Source organism: Caballeronia sp. INDeC2 (assembly GCF_023631325.1).
Taxonomy (GTDB): Bacteria; Pseudomonadota; Gammaproteobacteria; order Burkholderiales; family Burkholderiaceae; genus Caballeronia.
The window spans coordinates 34,854-51,711 of sequence record NZ_JALQDG010000044.1; the positions used below are offsets into that span (position 1 = coordinate 34,854).

Below are 16,858 nucleotides of genomic sequence, written 5' to 3' on the forward strand. Positions count from 1 at the left end.
GCGACCACGCTTTGCGGATGAGGGCCAGCCAACAACGGAGACGACATCTTGACCCTGCCATTGCCTCAGCGCGCATCCGCATTCTTCCGATAGCAAGCCGCCCCCGCTTTCCCCGACGCTTTCCCAATCATCCGCCCGGCGACGCGATGGACACGCGCGCCCGCCGTCCGGATCGCAGCACACGCATCGCCCATATCAGCAAGGAGACATTCGTGCACATCACATCCCAACCCGCGCCGCACGACGACGCGCATCAGACATCGACGAACAAGCAACGCTTCTGGCCCGAGGGCTGGTGGAAGCTGATGGAAACGCGCATCGGCATCATCCCGTTGCCGGTGTATCTGCTGCTGCTCGGCCTGATCACGGGATTCGCGGTGACGGGCAAGGTGCCGGGCGAAATCTCGATGGCCATCGCCGTGCTCGCCTTCTTCGGCTTCACGTGCGCCGAAATCGGCAAGCGCATGCCGCTCGTGCGCAACATCGGCGCGGCGGCGATCTTCGCGACTTTCATTCCGTCGGCGCTCACTTATTATCATCTGTTGCCGAAGCCGATCCTGAACCTCACGACCGAGTTCACGAAGCAGACCAACTTCCTGTATCTCTTCATTGCGTCGATCATCGTCGGCAGCATTCTGAGCATGGACCGGCGCGTGCTCATCAAAGGCTTCATCAAGATCTTCATTCCGCTCGCGGTCGGCTCGATCGCGGCGGCGGTCGTCGGCACGCTGGTCGGCACGGCGCTCGGGCTCGGCGCGCGCCACACGCTGCTCTACATCGTCGTGCCGATCATGGCGGGCGGCGTGGGCGAAGGTGCGATTCCGCTTTCCATCGGCTATTCGGAGATCATGCATCTGCCGCAAGGTGAACTTTTCGCGCAGGTGTTGCCGCCCGTGATGCTCGGCAGCCTCACCGCGATCGTGCTGTCCGGCGTGCTCGACATGATCGGCCGCCGCTATCCGCATCTGACGGGCCAGGGCCGTTTGCAGGTCGGCGAGCAGGACGAAATGGACCCGGTGAAGGAAGAGATCAGCGGGCATATCGACGTGACGCACATCGCGGCGGCGGGCATCACCGCGATCACGCTGTATCTGCTCGGCCTGATGTGCAGAAACATGTTCGGCCTGCCCGCGCCGGTGGCCATGCTGTTTCTGGCGGTACTGGTGAAGCTCGCGCGCGCGGTGTCGCCGCAGCTTCAGGAAGGCGCGTTCGTGGTCTACAAGTTCTTTTCGACGGCGGTGACCTATCCGCTGCTGTTCGCGATCGGCGTGGCGATGACGCCGTGGGACAAGCTGATGGCCGCGTTCACGGTGGCGAACATCGTGACGATCGTGGTCACCGTGGCGACGCTCATGGGCACGGGCTTCGTGGTCGGACGGCTGATGAAGATGTACCCTATCGACACCGCGATCGTGAACGCATGCCACAGCGGACAAGGCGGCACCGGCGACGTCGCGATCCTGACGGCCGCCAACCGGATGACGCTGATGCCCTTTGCGCAGATCGCGACGCGCATCGGCGGTGCGATCGTCGTCACGTTGACCTTGCTGGTGCTGGCGAATTTCGGATGACCATGTATGACGATGTTGGGCGTTCCCCTTTGGGCCGTGGCGGCAAGCGTGGTGCTTTATCTCGCCGCGGCGGCCGCCGCCGTGGAAGTGGCCTGGCATCGCGGACTGGACGCACTGACCGAAGCGGGCGCCCACCGGCTGGATCTGTACGCCGCGAGCCTGACGAGCGAATTGGGCCGCTATGAGATCCTTCCGGCCGTCGCCGCGCGCCAGGACAGCATCAAGCGCCTGCTCGAAGCGCCGCCCGGCGCGCGGCGCGCGCTGCTGCCCGCCGTCAACGGCTATCTCGAAGCGGTCAACAAGGACGCGGGCAGCGTCGCGGTGGATGTCATCGATCTGAATGGCGATGTCATCGCCGCGAGCAACTGGAATGAGCGGGTGAGCTTCGTCGGAACGAACGTCGCGTATCGCCCGTATTTCGCCGATTCAATCGCGGGCGGCAGCGGCCGCTTCTTCGGCATCGGCACGAACACGGGCCAGCCGGGGCTGTACTTCGCGAGCGCGGTGCGCGGCGCGGGCAAGGTGCTCGGCGCGACGGCCGTCAAGATCAGCGTCGATCCGCTCGAAGCCGCGTGGCGCGTGCCGAACGAAGCCGCGATGGTCGTCGACGGCAACGGCGTGGTCGTGATCTCGACCGTGCCCGCGTGGAAGTTCACCGCGCTCGCGCCCATTGCCGCGCACAAGCAGGAGCAGATCGAGGCATCGCGCCAGTACGCGGGCCGCAAGGTCGACAAGCTCGGCTACGAACGGCTCGACGACTGGCGCAACGGCGCGTGGTTCGCGCGCCTGCCCGACTGGTCGCATCCGGGGCGCGAGCGGCGCTATCTCGTGATGTCGCGCACTGCGCCGCAAGCGGGCGACGCGATCATGGTCGCCCTCGATCTCTCGACGGCGCGGCGGCAGCAACAGCTCGCCTTCGCGTTCGTGACGGGCGCGTTTCTAATCGCGGCACTCTATGGCCTTTACGCCGTGCAGCGGCGCCGCGTGATCGTCGAGCGGCTGAAGGCGCAGGACGCGCTGCAGCGCGCGAACGACCATCTCGAAGCGACCGTGCAGCAGCGCACGGCGGCGTTGCAACTGGAGATCGAAGAGCGTGTGCTCACCGAACAAAAGCTGCGCGATTCGCAACAGGAACTCGTGCACGCCGGCAAGCTCGCGGTGCTCGGTCAAATGGCGGCCGGCCTGACGCACGAAATCAATCAGCCGCTTGTCGCTATCCGCACGCTTTGCGATAACGCGCGCACGTTCTTCGAGCGCGGCCAGCCTGCGCAGGCCGTCGCCAATCTCGAACGCGTGGGCAGGCTCACCGAGAACATGGCGCAGCTCACGGCCGAGCTGAAGGCCTTCGCGAGAAAGCCCGAGGCGCATACCGTGCCGGTTGCGCTCGCCGACGCGGTGGCGCATGCGCGACTCATCTACGACGCGCGCATCCGCGACGAACGCGTCCAACTCGATATCGACATCGCGCCGGACATGCTCGTGGAAGCCGAGCCGGGGCGTCTGCAACAGGTGATCGTCAATCTGCTGGGCAATGCGCTCGATGCGCTGGCGGGACGCGAAGCGCCGCGCATCCGCATCGGTGCGAGCCGTGCCGACGACCCCGCGCGCGTGCTCTTCTTCATCGCCGACAACGGACCCGGCATCGATCCGCACGTGCTCGCGCATTTGTTCGAACCGTTCGTGACGACCAAGCCGCGCGGACATGGCCTCGGCCTCGGACTCGCGATCACCGCGCGCATCGTCGAGGGCTTCGGCGCGCGGATCGCGGCTGTCAATCTCGAAGGCGGTGGCGCACAATTCACCATCGAATTCTTAGCGGCGAACGGCAGGAGCGCTGACAGTGACTAAAAGCCCGATCCGGCAGACAGGCGACGACATCCGCGTGGTGATCGTCGAGGACGACGAGAACGTGCGCCTCGGCGTCGAACAGGCCGTGGCGCTCGCGGGCTTCCCGGTGGAATCGCACGCATCGGCGGCGAGCGCGCTGGCTGCGGCGGTGCCCGGCGCGCCTGTCGTGTTCGTGTCGGACCTGCGCATGCCGGGCATGGACGGCATGCAACTGCTTCAACACGTGCGCGCCATCGATGCGCAGATTCCCGTCGTGCTCATCAGCGGCCACGCCGACATCTCGACGGCCGTCGGCGCAATGCGCGTCGGCGCCTACGATTTCATCGAGAAGCCGTTTTCGTCCGAGCACATTGCGGGACGCGTCGCGCGGGCCGTCGAGAAGCGCCGGCTCACGCTGGAGGTCGAAGGCCTGCGCGCCGCGCTGCAAAACGGGCGCGGCATCGAGGCGCTCGTGCTCGGCAAGTCGCCGGCCATCGCCGATGTGCGCAAGAAGATCCTGCGGCTCGCGGACACGTCGGTGTCGGTGCTCATCACGGGCGAGACGGGCACGGGCAAGGAGCTTATCGCGAGGGCGCTGCATGACTATGGCCGCCGGCGCGAACATCACTTCGTCGCGCTCAATTGCGGCGGCTTGCCGGAGCAGCTTTTCGAGAGCGAGCTTTTCGGGCACGAGGCCGGCGCGTTTACCGGAGCGACGAAGAACCGCATCGGCAAGATCGAGTGGAGCGACGGCGGCACGCTCTTCCTCGACGAGATCGAGACCATGCCGGTCGCGCTGCAGATCAAGCTGTTGCGCGTGTTGCAGGAACGGCGCGTGGAACGGCTCGGCACGAATGAATCGATTGCCGTCGATTGCCGGGTGGTGGCGGCTTCAAAGGCCGATCTCGCCCTGCTCTCATCCGAAGGACGCTTTCGCGCGGACTTGCTGTATCGGCTGAACGTCGCGCTGATCGATTTGCCGCCCTTGCGCGAGCGTCGCGAGGATGTGCCGCTGCTGTTCGAGCATTTCGTGCTCGCGGCGGCGCAGCGCTTCGGACAGGATGCGCCGACGGTCACGGCGGCGCAGGTATCCGAGCTGACGGCGCACCGATGGCCGGGCAACGTGCGTGAGTTGCAGAACGTGGCGGATCGCTTTGTGCTCGGACTTTCCGGCGATCAGTTGATTCCTTCCGAGGACCGGCCTCGGGGCGGGGCGCCGCTGAACGAGCAGCTTGCGTATATCGAGCGCGTTCTTATCGACGATATGCTGCGGCGGCACAACGGCAATGTCGGTGCGACGAGCGAAGCGCTCGGGATGCCGCGTAAGACGCTGTATCACAAGTTGCGGCAGTTTAATATCTCTGCGCGGGATGTGCAGGCGGAGCGTGATGACGATTGTTAGCGGGCTTGCTTTCGCCACAAGCGTGTCAACCTAGCGCGCCGCCGCGCCCGCCGCCTTAACACTCCCATCAGCCTGAGGAACTTCAATAGGCTTGACCTCGACAGCCGCAACGCCATCCTTCTTGATCCCAAGCTTATCCGCCGTCTTAGGCGACACATCGACGATGCGATCTTTCACATACGGACCGCGGTCGCGAATCTCCACCACTTCGCTGTTCCCGTTCTCGAGATTCGTAACACGCGCTTTGGTCCCGAGCGGAAGCGTCTTGCTGGCGGCCGCGTCGGATTGCGGATTCATCTGCGTGCCGTCGGCCATTTTCTTCTTATAGAACTTGTGGCCGTAGTACGACGCCTTGCCCTTGCGCGGTTTGCCGGAGCGGTCGACACCGCGTTCATGAGCCGATGTGGTCTTCGCGTGATGGCCGCTCGCGGGCGCCGCACACGCCATACTCACGCAGCACGACAACATCACGCATACGAATGCACGAAGCCGCTTCATGTTCCTTTCCTCTCGAACTCGACGCACCTTGACTTCGCAGTAGCAGGGATCGATCCGTTTCCGTCTGCTCAATGGATCGATCCTCCACACATGCCGGATGACAGCTTGTATAGTGCGAGAGCCTACGAACTATCGATCACGGGAACCCTATGAACCACAAGAACAAAAGGCGTCTCTTGTTGGCCGGCGGCATTGCAGCGGCGGCGTTATGCGTGACCGGTTGCACGACCACGGGACCATCGTCCGGTGAAACCGCAGCGGGCACCGCCGATCGCGACCGCGCCATCGATGCCGCCGTCGATGCCACCCTGCAGCGGCTCTATGCCTCCGTGAACGGCTCGCGCGAACTCGTGAACAAGGCGCGCGGCGTGCTCGTTTTTCCACGCGTGATCGCAGCGGGCTTCTGGCTCGGCGCGCAATACGGCGAAGGCGCGCTACGAGTCGATGGCCGCACGGACGGCTACTACAACACGGCGGGCGGTTCGTTCGGCTTGCAGATCGGCGCGCAGTCGAAAGCGCTCATCTACGTGTTCCTGACCGACGACGCACTCGCGCAATTCCGTCGACGGGACGGCTGGGCCGTCGGCACCGATGCGACCGTCGCCGTCATGAAGCTGGGCGCGAACGGCCAGCTCGATACGACGACGGCGACCAACCCCGTCGAAGTTTTCGTGCTGACGAATGCGGGGTTCATGGCCGGCGTGTCGCTCGAAGGGACGAAGGTCAGCCGCTTGAGTCCGTGAGCGGCTATTGCTCCGGGGCGGACAACGGCCTCGTCGCTATCGCGCGCGTCAGACCGTGGACCGGGCGGCGCACGGCCATATCGAACGGATTGATCTGCGGTCCGATCGTCGCGGCCTGACCACCATCGGCAGGCGACGCAGGCGAAGATGACGCCGGAAATGGAGAAGAATCTCGGCGACCTGAACGCGCTCGTGAAGAGAGTGACCGTCGTGGACTGGGACACGACCACGCGAATTGCACGCAGTGGGATCAGCGCCGGAATCAGCAGATCGAGAAGTAACGCTTACAGATCCTTCACGAGACGGAGCGCATCGTAGACGGCGGCGTGCGTGTTGCGCGCCGACACCGCATCGCCGATTCTAAATAGCTGAAAGCGTCCTTCCGGATTTCGTTCGACGACTTGCGGCTTGCCGTCGATGAGCCGATCGTAATCGACCGCGCCGAGGTTGGACGACAACGGCTTGAGCTCGAAGTACAGTTCGTCCATCGGAATCGTGCCGTGATTCACGACGATCTGATCGTGGCGCTGCTCCTTCGCAACGCCGCCGTAATCGCTGCCGATCGTCGCCACCAGTTCGCTGCCTTCGCGGCGCACGGACTCGAGGCGAAACGTCACCGTGAACGTCGTCGCGAGCTTCTGCAGCGAGCGCATGTAGGGCACGAGATTCATGCTCATCACTTCGGGCGAGAACGAGCGGTCGGGCGTCATCACTTCCACTTTGCCGCCCGCCTGCGCGATCGTTTCGGCGGCCTGAAGCGCGGCGTGATCGCCGGCGTCGTCGAAGATCAGGACATTCGCGCCGGGCTTCACATCGCCGGAAATGATGTCCCACGACGAGACGACGTGCTCGTTGCCTTCCGAGCAGACCTCCGTGTGCGGCATGCCGCCGGTCGCGACGATCACCACATCCGGATTTTCCGCGAGCACCGTCTCGTTGTCGGCCCACGTATTGAACCTGAACCGCACGCCGAGCCGTTCGCACTGCGCCATGCGCCAATCGATGATGCCCATCATCTCCTTGCGGCGAACGTTCTGCGCGGTGAGGCGGATCTGGCCGCCGGGATCGTTCATCGCTTCCAGCACGACGACATCGTGCCCGCGCTCGCCCGCGACGCGCGCCGCTTCGAGACCTGCGGGCCCCGCGCCGACGATGACGATCCTGCGCTTCGTCGCGGCGGGTTCGATCGTATGCGGCATCTCCAGTTCGCGGCCCGTCGCGGCGTTATGGATGCACAGCGCCATGCCGCCCTGATAGATGCGATCGAGGCAGTAATTGGCGCCCACGCAAGGGCGAATATCGTCTTCCCTGCGCTCGATGATCTTGCGCACGATATGCGGATCGGTCATATGCGCGCGCGTCATGCCGACCATGTCGATCTTGCCCGACTCGATCGCATGGCGCGCGGTCGCCACGTCCTGAATGCGCGCCGCATGGAACGTGGGGAAGTCCGTCGCGTGCCGGATCTCGCCCGCGAAATCGAGGTGCGGGGCGCTCTTCATCCCCATGATAGGAATGACGTCGGTAAGCCCGGCGTCGGTTTCCAGATGCCCGCGAACGATGTTCAGGAAATCGACGAGGCCGCTGTTTTTCAGGCGCTTCGAAATCTCGATGCCTTCTTCCTTCGTGATGCCGCCCGCGAGCATTTCATCGGCCGTATAACGAATGCCGACGAGAAAGCGCTCGCCGACGCGCTCGCGCATCGCGCGCAGCACGTCGAACGTGAAGCGCATGCGGTTGTCCAGCGAGCCGCCATATGGACCTTCGAGCGTGTTCGTCAAAGGCGACCAGAACTGATCCATCAAGTGACCATACGATTCGATTTCCAGCCCGTCGAGCCCGGCGGCCTTCATGCGCTCGGCCGTGTCCGCGAAGTCGCGAACGATGCGCTCGATATCCCAGTCCTCCAGCTTCTTCGGGAAAGCCCGGTGCGCGGGCTCGCGGCTGTGCGACGGCGAAACGGCGGGCAGCCAGTCGCCCTTGTCCCAGCGCGTGCGGCGGCCGAGATGAGTCAACTGGATCATCACCTTCGCGCCGTGCTCGTGGCATTCGTCGACGAGATCCTTCATCCATGGCACGACTTCGTCCTTGTACGCGAGGATGTTGTCGAACACCGGCGGGCTGTCCTTCGACACCGCTGCGGAGCCTGCCGTCATTGTCAACGCGATGCCCGCCTTCGCCCGCTCGACGTGATAAGCGCGATACCGCTCCTTCGGCATTCCGTCCTCGGCGTACGCCGGCTCATGCGATGTCGTCATGATCCGGTTTCGAAAGACGACGTGTTTCAGCGTGTAAGGCTGCAGCAGCGGATCCGTGGACATGGATGCCTCATCGAAGCGAGTGGGAACGAAACGGCTGTCGTGAACCAAGAGTAGAAGCTCTGTACACATGTGTCAAGTAGGGAGACAATGGTGTACATTGGCGGAGACGCATGATCGATAAGGGAAAAACCGAAATGGACGAGACGCTCGACATCGTGCGCGGCTCCGCCGACATGTGGGTGGACGCGGCATATGAAGGCCTGCTCGAAGGCGGCGTGGACGCGGTTCGCATCCTGCCGCTTGCAAAAAAGCTGAATCTTTCGCGAACGAGTTTTTACTGGTTCTTCAAGGATCGCGAGGAATTGCTCGCCGCGCTGCTCGACCGATGGAAACAGAAGAACACCGGCAACTGGATCGAACGAACGGAAGCATATGCGGACAGCGTCTGCGAAGCGATGTTGAACGTCTTCGACTGCTGGTTCGACGACACGATCTTCGACTCGCGCTTCGAGGCCGCGATCAGGAACTGGGCGCAGCAATCGCCGGAGATCGCGGAGCACATGGCGCAGGACGATGCGCAGCGCATCGCCGCACTGACTGCGCTGTTCGAGCGATTCGACTATGAACCTCGCGCCGCCGACGTCCGCGCACGCGTGGCGTACTTCACGCAGGCAGGTTATGTTTCGACGAAGCCCGACGAAGACATCGCCGTCCGCATGATGCGCATTCCGGAATATGTCGAAGTCTTCACGGGCGTGCGTCCGAAGAAGCACGAGCTTCAGCGCTTCTACGCGCGGCGCAACTTCGAGTTCGAGTAAGCGATCGCAGTCGCGTGTTACTTCGCGGTCAGTTGCTCGAACACGTGCTCGCATGCGGCTTTCCATGCCGCGTTGGCACCAAGCTTGTCCAGCACATCGAGTCCTTGCGCCGTATAGGTGCCCGCCGTCGCGATGGATGAACCGATATCGCCGATCCCGGACGATGCCTTGTATCGCGAGTACGCGACGCAATCTTCGACGCCGCTGAGCACGAGTTGTCTCGCGTCTTCGGGTGCGAAGCCCTTCTGCACGAACCATTGCTGCAAGTCGTGAAGCAGGAAATAGAACCATCCGTTCATGCACGCGCCGACCGTGGCGAGCTCGAATTCGCGTTCGGTGGCGAGAAGGACCGGATTGCCCAGCGCGCCGAGCAATGGCGCCATCGGCGAACTGGCGGGATAGACCGCGACCGTCGACCGGTTGATCTCCGCAGCAAGAGACAACATGGCGCGCGTGCATTCGCGAGCGCCGAACATCCGCTGCAAATCGCCGACGGGCACGCCGCTGACGACGGAAATAAGCGGAACGCCGGGTTTCAAATTAATTTGCTGCGCGAGCTCGTCGAGTTGTCCCGGACGAACGCCGATGAGAATGGCGTCAGCGGCATCCACGACTTCCTGGTTATCGCGCATCGATCCGCAACCGATATCTTTCACGAGACTTTCCGCCCTTGCGCGGCTTCTGGGCGAGAGAAGAAACGTGACATCGCTGCCGCTACGATGCAATCCTCGAACCATCTTCTCGGTCAGATCGCCGACGCCGAGTATCCCGAGCTTCGTCATGAGTTTCGCTGCTCCACGCTGGGCTTAGACTATGCAAACTGCATGAAGCACTATATCCGGAGGCACTTCATGCGTGAAGACCGCATTCGCGAAGCCGTGAATGCGCCTTGACTCGCATTGGCTCGCATCGGCAATTGGCGATCTCGGCGCGGAGCACGACATCTACGATGACGACGTTATCTGCGACTATCCGCAATCCGCCGAACGTATCCATGGACGGACGAACGTGCAGGCGCCGCAAAGTCATCATCCGGGCAAGCCGTCCGGTTTCGATGTCAAACGGATTCAGGGAGAAGGCCATCTCTGGATCACGGAATACGCGATCGCTTACGAGGGGCAGTCAGCCTGTACCTTAAGCATCATGGAACTCCGCGACTGCGAAGTGGTTCACGAAACCCGATACTTTGCTTCATTCGAAGCGCCGGACTGGCGAAGTCAGTGGGTTCAACAATGAATCGATCGGCAATTGTCTGTTTATCGCCGACAGCAAGCGATCGACCTGTTGCTCTCGAGCCGTCGTGTGATACGCACGAAGCCGATAACTAAAGCCTTTCGCGCTCGTTGGCACGCCGCGTGCAAATGAATGAGTGGCGATTTGCATAACGCCATTCACTTTACCTTTGCCAGGAGACCAGCCATGACTACTCTGACCATCATCGATCTGCCCCGCGTCGATACGATCGATCGCGATGCGATGTCCGCCGTACGCGGAGGCATCGCGTATGTAACGCTGCCGGGCGGCGGGAACTTGCTTCCCGCGTCGCCGGCATCGCCGCCAACGTCATGGCCCAGCGCCGCCGCGATCCTGAAGGAGCTGCACATTCCGTTGCCGTTGACGGTTACGCCGCAACCCGTGGCGCAGGACCCGCGTCTGCTTTAATGCGAGTCGACGCTCGCTCGACGCGCCTTCATCGTTCGAAATAGATCGCGAGCCACACGGTTTGTTCGCCGGCATGCGTCCACGCGACGCGATGCCGGCAATGCGGCTCGATCAGCACGTAGTCGCCCGGACGCATGTCGTGCCGCGTCGAGTTCTCTTCGAACTCGAGCACCGCCGCGCCCGTCAGCAGCACGACCCATTCGGCGCGCGAGTCGTCGTACCAGAAGCCTTCGGGACTCGCGTGCCCCATCGACACGATGCGCTCCACGTTCACGCGCTGCCCCGTGACGAGCATGTCGATGCGCTCTTTAATGCCGTGTTTGGCTTCGAAGCCGAACAGGTTACCCGTTTGCAGTTGCATGGATCGACCTCACGTCAGGATATAAATCGCCGATATCGATTATGTCCTCGCTCAACTTCGATGCGGCATTGCCGTTATACAGGGTCAGCCCGTCCGCCAACGTCGTCGACCCGAGTAAGCAATGCCCAGGATTCATCTTTGGAAAGAAACCACGCCTGTCGCCAGAGTGCGCTTCTATCTGGCAACGGCGCTCGTGGTGGCCCTTCTGTCGTTGCTCGTCGCACCGCGTCCGCTGGCCTTTCCGCTCGATGATCCCTACATCACGATTCATAACGCCGACGTGCTTCTCGCCGGTGTGGATCACAACTACAGCACATCGCCGCTGACGGGTGCGACCAGCGAGATTCATTTGCTGCTCGTCGCGTTCGCGAGGCTCTTCCTGCCTTCGACGGTCGCGCTGTTCATGATCTGCATGGCGAGCGCGTGTCTCTATGCGGCCGGACTCGCGCGCATCGCGTTCCAGCTCGGGGCTTCGCGCATGATGGCCGCGCTCTTCGTCGCGCTCGGCGTGCTGTGCGGCTCGACGCCCTTTCAATTGCTCAACGGACTGGAGACCGGTCTCGCGATGGCAGCGGTCACTTGGGCGCTGTCTTTCTCGCTCGAGAGGTCGCGCTCCATGCGCCTTCCGTTGCTGTGCGGTCTCATGCCCTTCGTGCGCCCGGAACTGGCCGCGCTGTCCTTCGTGCTGATGACGCGACAGCTATGGATGCGCTTCAGAGCCGGCGAACATGCGCCGGCGATCCGCGACGTGTTGATCGCGGTAGGCATCGCGCTGCCCTTTCTGATGTGGACATGGTTATCCATCGGCTCGCTGATTCCGACCACCGCCACGGCGAAGCAACTGTACTTCGCCGATCAGCATGCGCCCTGGCAAAAGAAGCTGCAAATGCTGACATTCGGATTCGTGCTGTCCGGGCTCTTGCCGCTCGCGGCGCTCGCCGCGCTCGCATGGCGCTCGAAGCTGTGGACGCCGCTCTTGCTGTATGTCGTTTCGTTTCTGCTCGCCTTGTGGGCGACGTTCCCCGGCGGCTTCATCCACAATTACGGCCGTTACTTCTTCGTGCTGATGCCGGTGTTTCTTTATCTGACGCTGGATTACCTGAAGGCATCGCGGCTGGGCGGGATGGGGTTCGTCGTATTGGCCGGATGGACGGCGCTGATGCTGCCCGTCGCGATGAACGAGTATTACGCGGACGAGAATCTCACCGCACGCGAGTACGTGTCGCTGGCGAAGTGGATCAACACGAACCTTCCGCCTGATGCAACCCTGCTGATCCACGATGCCGGTTATCTCTCCTACGCCACATCGTTCCGGCTGGTCGATGTCGTCGGGCTTAAGACGCCGCGCAGCATCGTCTATCACCGCGCCTGCACCGCGCCCACGGAAGGCAAGGATCGGCGGCTCGCGGTGTCGTCCATCGCGATGACATCGGGCGCGACATATGCGGTCATCATGCAGGATAAGGCCGGCTTCTGGTCCTCGATCGTCCAGGATCTTGCAACGACCGGATGGCATCTGCGCGAAGTTCGCTCGCCGGCGATCAGCCGCGGCTATGCGGTCTATGCCCTGACGCCGCCCGCCGATGCGAGCATCGCATGTCGTATCGCCGGACCGACGCTGACAGCGCAGCATCGCTAGTCGTTATCCGCCCCGCTCACCAGCAGATCGCGCATCGCGTTGAGCGCCGCCGAGAAGTGCCCTTTGCGCCACACGAGCAACGTGTCGATACGGCCGAATTCACCCATCGGATGCAGGTCCACTTCGTCATCCAGCCGCGCGAGCGCGAGCACCGAACGCGGCGCCACCGCGACGCCCGCGCCCGCCGCCACGCACGCGACGATCGCGTGATACGAACCCAGTTCCAGCACGCGCGCCGGCCTGATGCCCTGTTGCTCGTACCAGCGCATTGCGTATGAGCGGTAAGCGCAGCCGCGCTCGAACGCCACTAGCGTCATGCCTGCGGCCTCGTGCGCCATCGTCGATGGTTGCTGTCCGCGCGGCGTGACCAGCGTTAGTTCCTCCTCGAACACCGGCACGAACTCGAACTGCTCGGCGGGAAGCGCGTCGGGCTCGATCGGACGCGCCATCACCGCCGCGTCCACTTCGAAGCTGCGCACGCTTTCGATAAGCGCGCGTGTCACGCCCGTCGCCAGTTCGAGCGTCACTTGCGGCCAGCGCCGATGGTAAGCCGCCAACACGCGCGGCAGACGGCTCGCTGCGGTGCTTTCCATCGTCCCGAGCCGCAGACGGCCTTGCGGACGATTCTCGCTGACCGCGTGACGCGCTTCCTCGGCGAGCGCGAGCAGGCGTTCCGCGTAAGGCAGCAAGGTCTCGCCGGCGGGCGTCAGCACGAGACGCCGGCCATCGCGAATGAAAAGGTCCGTGCCGAGCGTCTCCTCCAACTGACGGATGCGCGTCGTCACGTTCGACTGAACGCGGTTGAGCTTCGCCGCCGCCCGCGTCACGCCGTTCTCGCGCACGACGGCCCGGAAAATCGTCAATGCCGACAAGTCCATGATCTTTCCCGAAGATTGATTCCATCTCGATTATTCATTTTTAAAGATATATCGGTCAAGTTACGATGGGCTCATCACCGCTTCGCCGATCGACTCATGGCTTCGCCTGCTCACGCTTCGTCGCTACCCGCTCATCACGCGCGATACGCCGCGCTCGCGTGCGCCGTCGTGCTCGCGGTGGCGCTCGGCGTTGGGCGATTCGCCTTCACGCCGCTGCTCCCGCTGATGCTGAAAAGCGGTGCGCTCGATATCCGTCACGGCGGCTGGCTCGCATCGGCCAACTACGCGGGCTATCTGATCGGCGCGTTGTCGTGCGCGGCGATCCGTATCGATCACGCGCGCATGGTGCGCCTCGCGCTCGCGTGGACCGTCGTGCTGACGCTCGCGATGGGCCTCGTCCATCTCTTCTGGCTGTGGGCCGCGATACGCTTCGCGGCGGGCGTCGTCAGCGCGTGGGCGTTCGTGTTCGCGTCGCAATGGGGCTTGCGGCGGCTCGCCGAACTCGACGCGCACGGCCTGGGCGGCGTGATCTACGCGGGGCCGGGCGTCGGCATTGTCGCGACCGGTTTGCTCGGTGCGGCGGCGGCGGCGCTCGGCGTGCCGGCGCCGTGGGTATGGATCGGCTTCGCGGTCTGCTCGGCAGTGGCGGGCGCGCTCGTATGGAAGACGCTCGCGCATCACGCACCGCCGACGCGCGCCCGCGCACATCTCGCCGATAACGCGCCGCACGCTTCGGCGCGCGCCGATTCGATCGGGCTCGTCGTCCTCTACAGCCTCGCGGGATTCGGCTACATCATCACGGCGACGTTTCTTCCCGTCATCGCGCGACAGGCGTTGCCGGGCTCGCCGTGGCCCGACCTGTTCTGGCCGGCGTTCGGCCTCGCGCTGATAGCGGGCGCATTGATCGCCGCGCGACTGCCGCTGTCGTGGGATAACCGGCTGCTGTCGGCGGCATGCTATCTGATCCAGGCGCTCGGCATCTTGCTGGGCATCGTGTTTCCGAGCGCGCTCGGCTTCGGTATCGGCAGTGCGCTGCTCGGCTTGCCGTTCACGGCGATCACCTTGTTCGCGATGCGCGAGGCTCGCCGATTGCGCGGTGAAGCCGCGGCAGGCCTCATGGGCTACGCGACCGCCGCGTACGGGCTGGGACAGATCGCCGGACCGCTCGTCGCTGCGCCGATCGCGGCGCACACCGGCACCTTCTCAATCGCGTTATGGACCGCGGCGGCGGCGTTGGCCCTCGGCGCGGCGGGACTGCTATGGCTCGGGATGCGCGGGCGCGCCACGAGCGCCTGACGCAACAGGATCGTCCTATCCGCGCAGCGGGGCCGCGTGTCAAAGTGGCAGGCATCCTCTTTCGTGGAGCATGCCGTGTCCGCCGCCGAAACATCCGCACTTCTCTTTCGCCCCTTCACCGCCGACGACATCGCCGCGGCGCATGCGCTTTCGGTCGAAGTCAAATGGCCGCATCGCGCCGATGACTGGCGCTTCGTGCTCGACGCCGGCGCGGGTTTCATCGCGCAGGACGGCGAGCGCGTGGTCGGCACCGCGCTGTGCTGGCAGTATGGCGACGACGGCGGATCGCTCGGCATGGTGATCGTTGCGCCGGATTGCCAGGGCAAGGGCATCGGCCGCAAGTTGATGGAACTGCTGCTCGAAGCGCTCGGCAACCGCATCACCGTGCTGCATGCGACGCCCGCGGGCGAGCCGCTTTACGCCAAGCTCGGGTTTAGACGCATCGGCGCGATCCATCAGCATCAATCCGCCGATTTCGACGTGCCCGCAGTCGATATGCAGCAAGGCGAACGGCTGCGTGAGATCGAACCGCGCGATACGCGGACCATCGTCGATCTCGCGTCGCGCGCGAGCGGACTCGACCGAAGCGCGCTGCTGCCCGCGCTGTTGAAAGTCGCGCGAGGCGTCGTGCTCGAACGCGACGGCGAAGTGCTCGGCTTCTCGCTCATCCGCGAGTTCGGGCGCGGTCACGCGATCGGGCCGGTGGTCGCCGTCACCGCCGATCAGCAGCATGCGCGCCGTGCGCGGGCGCTCATCGCGCATGCGCTCGCTTCACGTGAAGGCACGTTCACGCGCCTCGATACGCCGGATGAAAGCGGTCTGTCGGACTGGCTCGAAAGCATCGGGCTCAAGCGCGTGGATACGGTCATCAAGATGGCGCGCAACGGCACGCCGCCGCAGGATGCATCCGTCGCGCAATTCGCGATCATCAATCAGGCGATCGGCTGATACCCATGACGATTCTCTATAAAGCCGATCCCGAACGCGGCCGGCAATGGGCGCGGCATTTCGCGCAAAAAGCGCCGGACGTGACGTTTCGCGTGTGGCCCGACATCGGCGACCCCGCCGCAGTTCGCTATCTCGCAGCATGGCAGCCGCCCGCCGATGTCATGCAGACGTTCCCGAATCTCGAAGCGATCTTTTCGGTGGGCGCGGGCATCGATCAATTCGATCTGTCGGGCGTGCCGCCGCATGTCGCCGTCGTGCGCATGACCGAGCCGGGCATCGTCGAAGGCATGGTCGAATACGTGACGCAGGCGGTGCTGACCATTCATCGCGATCTCTTCGATTACGCCGCGCAGCAACGCGAGCGCGTATGGCGCGAGATGCCCGTGCGCGCGGCATCGACGCGGCGCGTTGGCGTGCTCGGCCTCGGCATGCTCGGCACCGCCGTGCTGAAAACGCTGCGTCTTTTCGGCTTCGATTGCGCGGGCTGGAGCCGTTCGCCGCACGAGATAGAAGGCGTCGAATGTCATGCGGGCGTCGAATCGCTCGATGCGTTCCTCGCCCGCACCGATATCCTCGTGTGCCTGCTGCCGCTCACGGATGCGACGCGCGGACTCATCGGCAAATACGTGTTCGAGGCGCTGCCGAAAGGCGCGTCGTTCATCAACGTCGGGCGCGGCCCGCAAGTGATCCAGCAGGATCTGCTCGATGCGCTCGACAGCGGCCATCTCCATGCCGCGATTCTCGATGTCACCGATCCCGAGCCCTTGCCGCCGACGCATCCGTTCTGGACGCATCCGCGCGTGCGTCTGACGCCGCATATCGCGAGCGCGACGCGGCCCGAATCCGCCGTCGACGTGGTGCTGGAAAATCTGCGACGCCATCGCGCGGGCGAGCGCATGATCGGCGAAATCGACCGCACACGCGGCTACTGAACCCGTCTTCCGGCGCGCGCAG

Annotated in this window: 16 protein-coding genes; 11 read left to right on the forward strand and 5 right to left on the reverse strand. The window is 64.0% G+C overall.

What is annotated here, in order from left to right:
• The first annotated feature begins 212 nt into the window (after positions 1-212).
• Genes NCS28_RS29265 through NCS28_RS29275 form a run of 3 tightly spaced genes read left to right on the forward strand, consistent with a single transcriptional unit; the run spans position 213 to position 4,800 of the window.
• Entirely contained in the window at positions 213-1,571 is a 1,359-nt protein-coding gene (locus tag NCS28_RS29265; RefSeq protein WP_502801252.1) for a 2-hydroxycarboxylate transporter family protein, read from the forward strand.
• Positions 1,572-1,577: 6 nt separating this feature from the next.
• On the forward strand, positions 1,578-3,419 hold the full coding sequence (locus tag NCS28_RS29270; protein ID WP_250517290.1) for a sensor histidine kinase: 1,842 nt from the start codon (positions 1,578-1,580) through the stop codon (positions 3,417-3,419).
• Entirely contained in the window at positions 3,412-4,800 is a 1,389-nt protein-coding gene (locus tag NCS28_RS29275) for a sigma-54-dependent transcriptional regulator (protein WP_250517291.1), read from the forward strand. The genes NCS28_RS29270 and NCS28_RS29275 overlap by 8 nt, the downstream gene beginning before the upstream one ends.
• 30 nt (positions 4,801-4,830) lie before the next feature.
• Here the strand turns inward: NCS28_RS29275 and NCS28_RS29280 are convergent, their stop codons facing one another.
• Positions 4,831-5,298, reverse strand: a complete 468-nt coding sequence (locus NCS28_RS29280; RefSeq protein WP_250517292.1) for a septal ring lytic transglycosylase RlpA family protein — start codon at positions 5,296-5,298, stop codon at positions 4,831-4,833.
• Between the two features lie 149 nt (positions 5,299-5,447).
• On the opposite strand from NCS28_RS29280, the gene NCS28_RS29285 reads away from it, so the two are divergent.
• A complete protein-coding gene (locus NCS28_RS29285) occupies positions 5,448-6,041 on the forward strand; it encodes a BPSL1445 family SYLF domain-containing lipoprotein (protein ID WP_250517293.1) in 594 nt (197 codons plus the stop codon).
• Between the two features lie 284 nt (positions 6,042-6,325).
• Here the strand turns inward: NCS28_RS29285 and NCS28_RS29295 are convergent, their stop codons facing one another.
• The gene (locus NCS28_RS29295; protein WP_250517294.1) at positions 6,326-8,362 is read right to left on the reverse strand and encodes an NADH:flavin oxidoreductase; all 2,037 of its coding nucleotides are present in this window, start codon (positions 8,360-8,362) and stop codon (positions 6,326-6,328) included.
• 110 nt (positions 8,363-8,472) lie between these two features.
• Between NCS28_RS29295 and NCS28_RS29300 the strand changes: the two genes are divergently transcribed.
• Positions 8,473-9,120, forward strand: coding sequence for a TetR/AcrR family transcriptional regulator (locus tag NCS28_RS29300; RefSeq protein WP_250517295.1), 648 nt, complete (start codon positions 8,473-8,475; stop codon positions 9,118-9,120).
• Between the two features lie 17 nt (positions 9,121-9,137).
• On the opposite strand, the gene NCS28_RS29305 is transcribed toward NCS28_RS29300, so the two are convergent.
• Positions 9,138-9,902, reverse strand: a complete 765-nt coding sequence (locus NCS28_RS29305; RefSeq protein WP_250517296.1) for an NAD(P)-binding domain-containing protein — start codon at positions 9,900-9,902, stop codon at positions 9,138-9,140.
• Positions 9,903-10,002: 100 nt separating this feature from the next.
• Here NCS28_RS29305 and NCS28_RS29310 point away from each other — a divergent pair, with 100 nt between their 5' ends.
• The gene (locus NCS28_RS29310; protein ID WP_502801253.1) at positions 10,003-10,356 is read left to right on the forward strand and encodes a nuclear transport factor 2 family protein; all 354 of its coding nucleotides are present in this window, start codon (positions 10,003-10,005) and stop codon (positions 10,354-10,356) included.
• Positions 10,357-10,539: 183 nt separating this feature from the next.
• The gene (locus NCS28_RS29315) at positions 10,540-10,782 is read left to right on the forward strand and encodes a hypothetical protein (RefSeq protein WP_250517297.1); all 243 of its coding nucleotides are present in this window, start codon (positions 10,540-10,542) and stop codon (positions 10,780-10,782) included.
• 28 nt (positions 10,783-10,810) lie between these two features.
• Here NCS28_RS29315 and NCS28_RS29320 read toward each other — a convergent pair whose 3' ends face one another.
• Positions 10,811-11,143 carry a cupin domain-containing protein gene (locus tag NCS28_RS29320; RefSeq protein ID WP_250517298.1) on the reverse strand — a complete coding sequence of 111 codons (333 nt, stop codon included), beginning with the start codon at positions 11,141-11,143 and terminating at the stop codon, positions 10,811-10,813.
• 121 nt (positions 11,144-11,264) lie between these two features.
• Between NCS28_RS29320 and NCS28_RS29325 the strand changes: the two genes are divergently transcribed.
• The gene (locus NCS28_RS29325; protein ID WP_250517299.1) at positions 11,265-12,782 is read left to right on the forward strand and encodes a DUF8728 domain-containing protein; all 1,518 of its coding nucleotides are present in this window, start codon (positions 11,265-11,267) and stop codon (positions 12,780-12,782) included.
• Here the strand turns inward: NCS28_RS29325 and NCS28_RS29330 are convergent.
• On the reverse strand, positions 12,779-13,660 hold the full coding sequence (locus tag NCS28_RS29330; protein ID WP_250517300.1) for a LysR family transcriptional regulator: 882 nt from the start codon (positions 13,658-13,660) through the stop codon (positions 12,779-12,781). The two genes, NCS28_RS29325 and NCS28_RS29330, sit on opposite strands and share 4 nt — an antisense overlap.
• Before the next feature lie 96 nt (positions 13,661-13,756).
• On the opposite strand from NCS28_RS29330, the gene NCS28_RS29335 reads away from it, so the two are divergent.
• The 3 genes from NCS28_RS29335 (at position 13,757) to NCS28_RS29345 (ending at position 16,836) form a co-directional block, all read left to right on the forward strand.
• Positions 13,757-14,956 carry a YbfB/YjiJ family MFS transporter gene (locus NCS28_RS29335; protein ID WP_250517301.1) on the forward strand — a complete coding sequence of 400 codons (1,200 nt, stop codon included), beginning with the start codon at positions 13,757-13,759 and terminating at the stop codon, positions 14,954-14,956.
• 75 nt (positions 14,957-15,031) lie between these two features.
• The gene (locus NCS28_RS29340; protein ID WP_250517302.1) at positions 15,032-15,904 is read left to right on the forward strand and encodes a GNAT family N-acetyltransferase; all 873 of its coding nucleotides are present in this window, start codon (positions 15,032-15,034) and stop codon (positions 15,902-15,904) included.
• Positions 15,905-15,909: 5 nt separating this feature from the next.
• A complete protein-coding gene (locus tag NCS28_RS29345; RefSeq protein ID WP_250517303.1) occupies positions 15,910-16,836 on the forward strand; it encodes a 2-hydroxyacid dehydrogenase in 927 nt (308 codons plus the stop codon).
• The last annotated feature ends 22 nt before the right edge of the window (positions 16,837-16,858 follow it).

Bases quoted from the DNA above. Each gene is read 5' to 3' on its own strand.
- NCS28_RS29345 (WP_250517303.1), top strand. From the start codon at position 15,910: ATGACGATTCTCTATAAAGCCGATCCCGAACGCGGCCGGCAATGGGCG.
- NCS28_RS29320 (WP_250517298.1), bottom strand. From the start codon at position 11,143: ATGCAACTGCAAACGGGTAACCTGTTCGGCTTCGAAGCCAAACACGGC.
- NCS28_RS29270 (WP_250517290.1), top strand. From the start codon at position 1,578: ATGACGATGTTGGGCGTTCCCCTTTGGGCCGTGGCGGCAAGCGTGGTG.
- NCS28_RS29280 (WP_250517292.1), bottom strand. From the start codon at position 5,298: ATGAAGCGGCTTCGTGCATTCGTATGCGTGATGTTGTCGTGCTGCGTG.
- NCS28_RS29325 (WP_250517299.1), top strand. From the start codon at position 11,265: ATGCCCAGGATTCATCTTTGGAAAGAAACCACGCCTGTCGCCAGAGTG.
- NCS28_RS29330 (WP_250517300.1), bottom strand. From the start codon at position 13,660: ATGGACTTGTCGGCATTGACGATTTTCCGGGCCGTCGTGCGCGAGAAC.
- NCS28_RS29300 (WP_250517295.1), top strand. From the start codon at position 8,473: ATGATCGATAAGGGAAAAACCGAAATGGACGAGACGCTCGACATCGTG.
- NCS28_RS29285 (WP_250517293.1), top strand. From the start codon at position 5,448: ATGAACCACAAGAACAAAAGGCGTCTCTTGTTGGCCGGCGGCATTGCA.
- NCS28_RS29315 (WP_250517297.1), top strand. From the start codon at position 10,540: ATGACTACTCTGACCATCATCGATCTGCCCCGCGTCGATACGATCGAT.
- NCS28_RS29335 (WP_250517301.1), top strand. From the start codon at position 13,757: ATGGCTTCGCCTGCTCACGCTTCGTCGCTACCCGCTCATCACGCGCGA.
- NCS28_RS29295 (WP_250517294.1), bottom strand. From the start codon at position 8,362: ATGTCCACGGATCCGCTGCTGCAGCCTTACACGCTGAAACACGTCGTC.
- NCS28_RS29305 (WP_250517296.1), bottom strand. From the start codon at position 9,902: ATGACGAAGCTCGGGATACTCGGCGTCGGCGATCTGACCGAGAAGATG.
- NCS28_RS29310 (WP_502801253.1), top strand. From the start codon at position 10,003: ATGCGCCTTGACTCGCATTGGCTCGCATCGGCAATTGGCGATCTCGGC.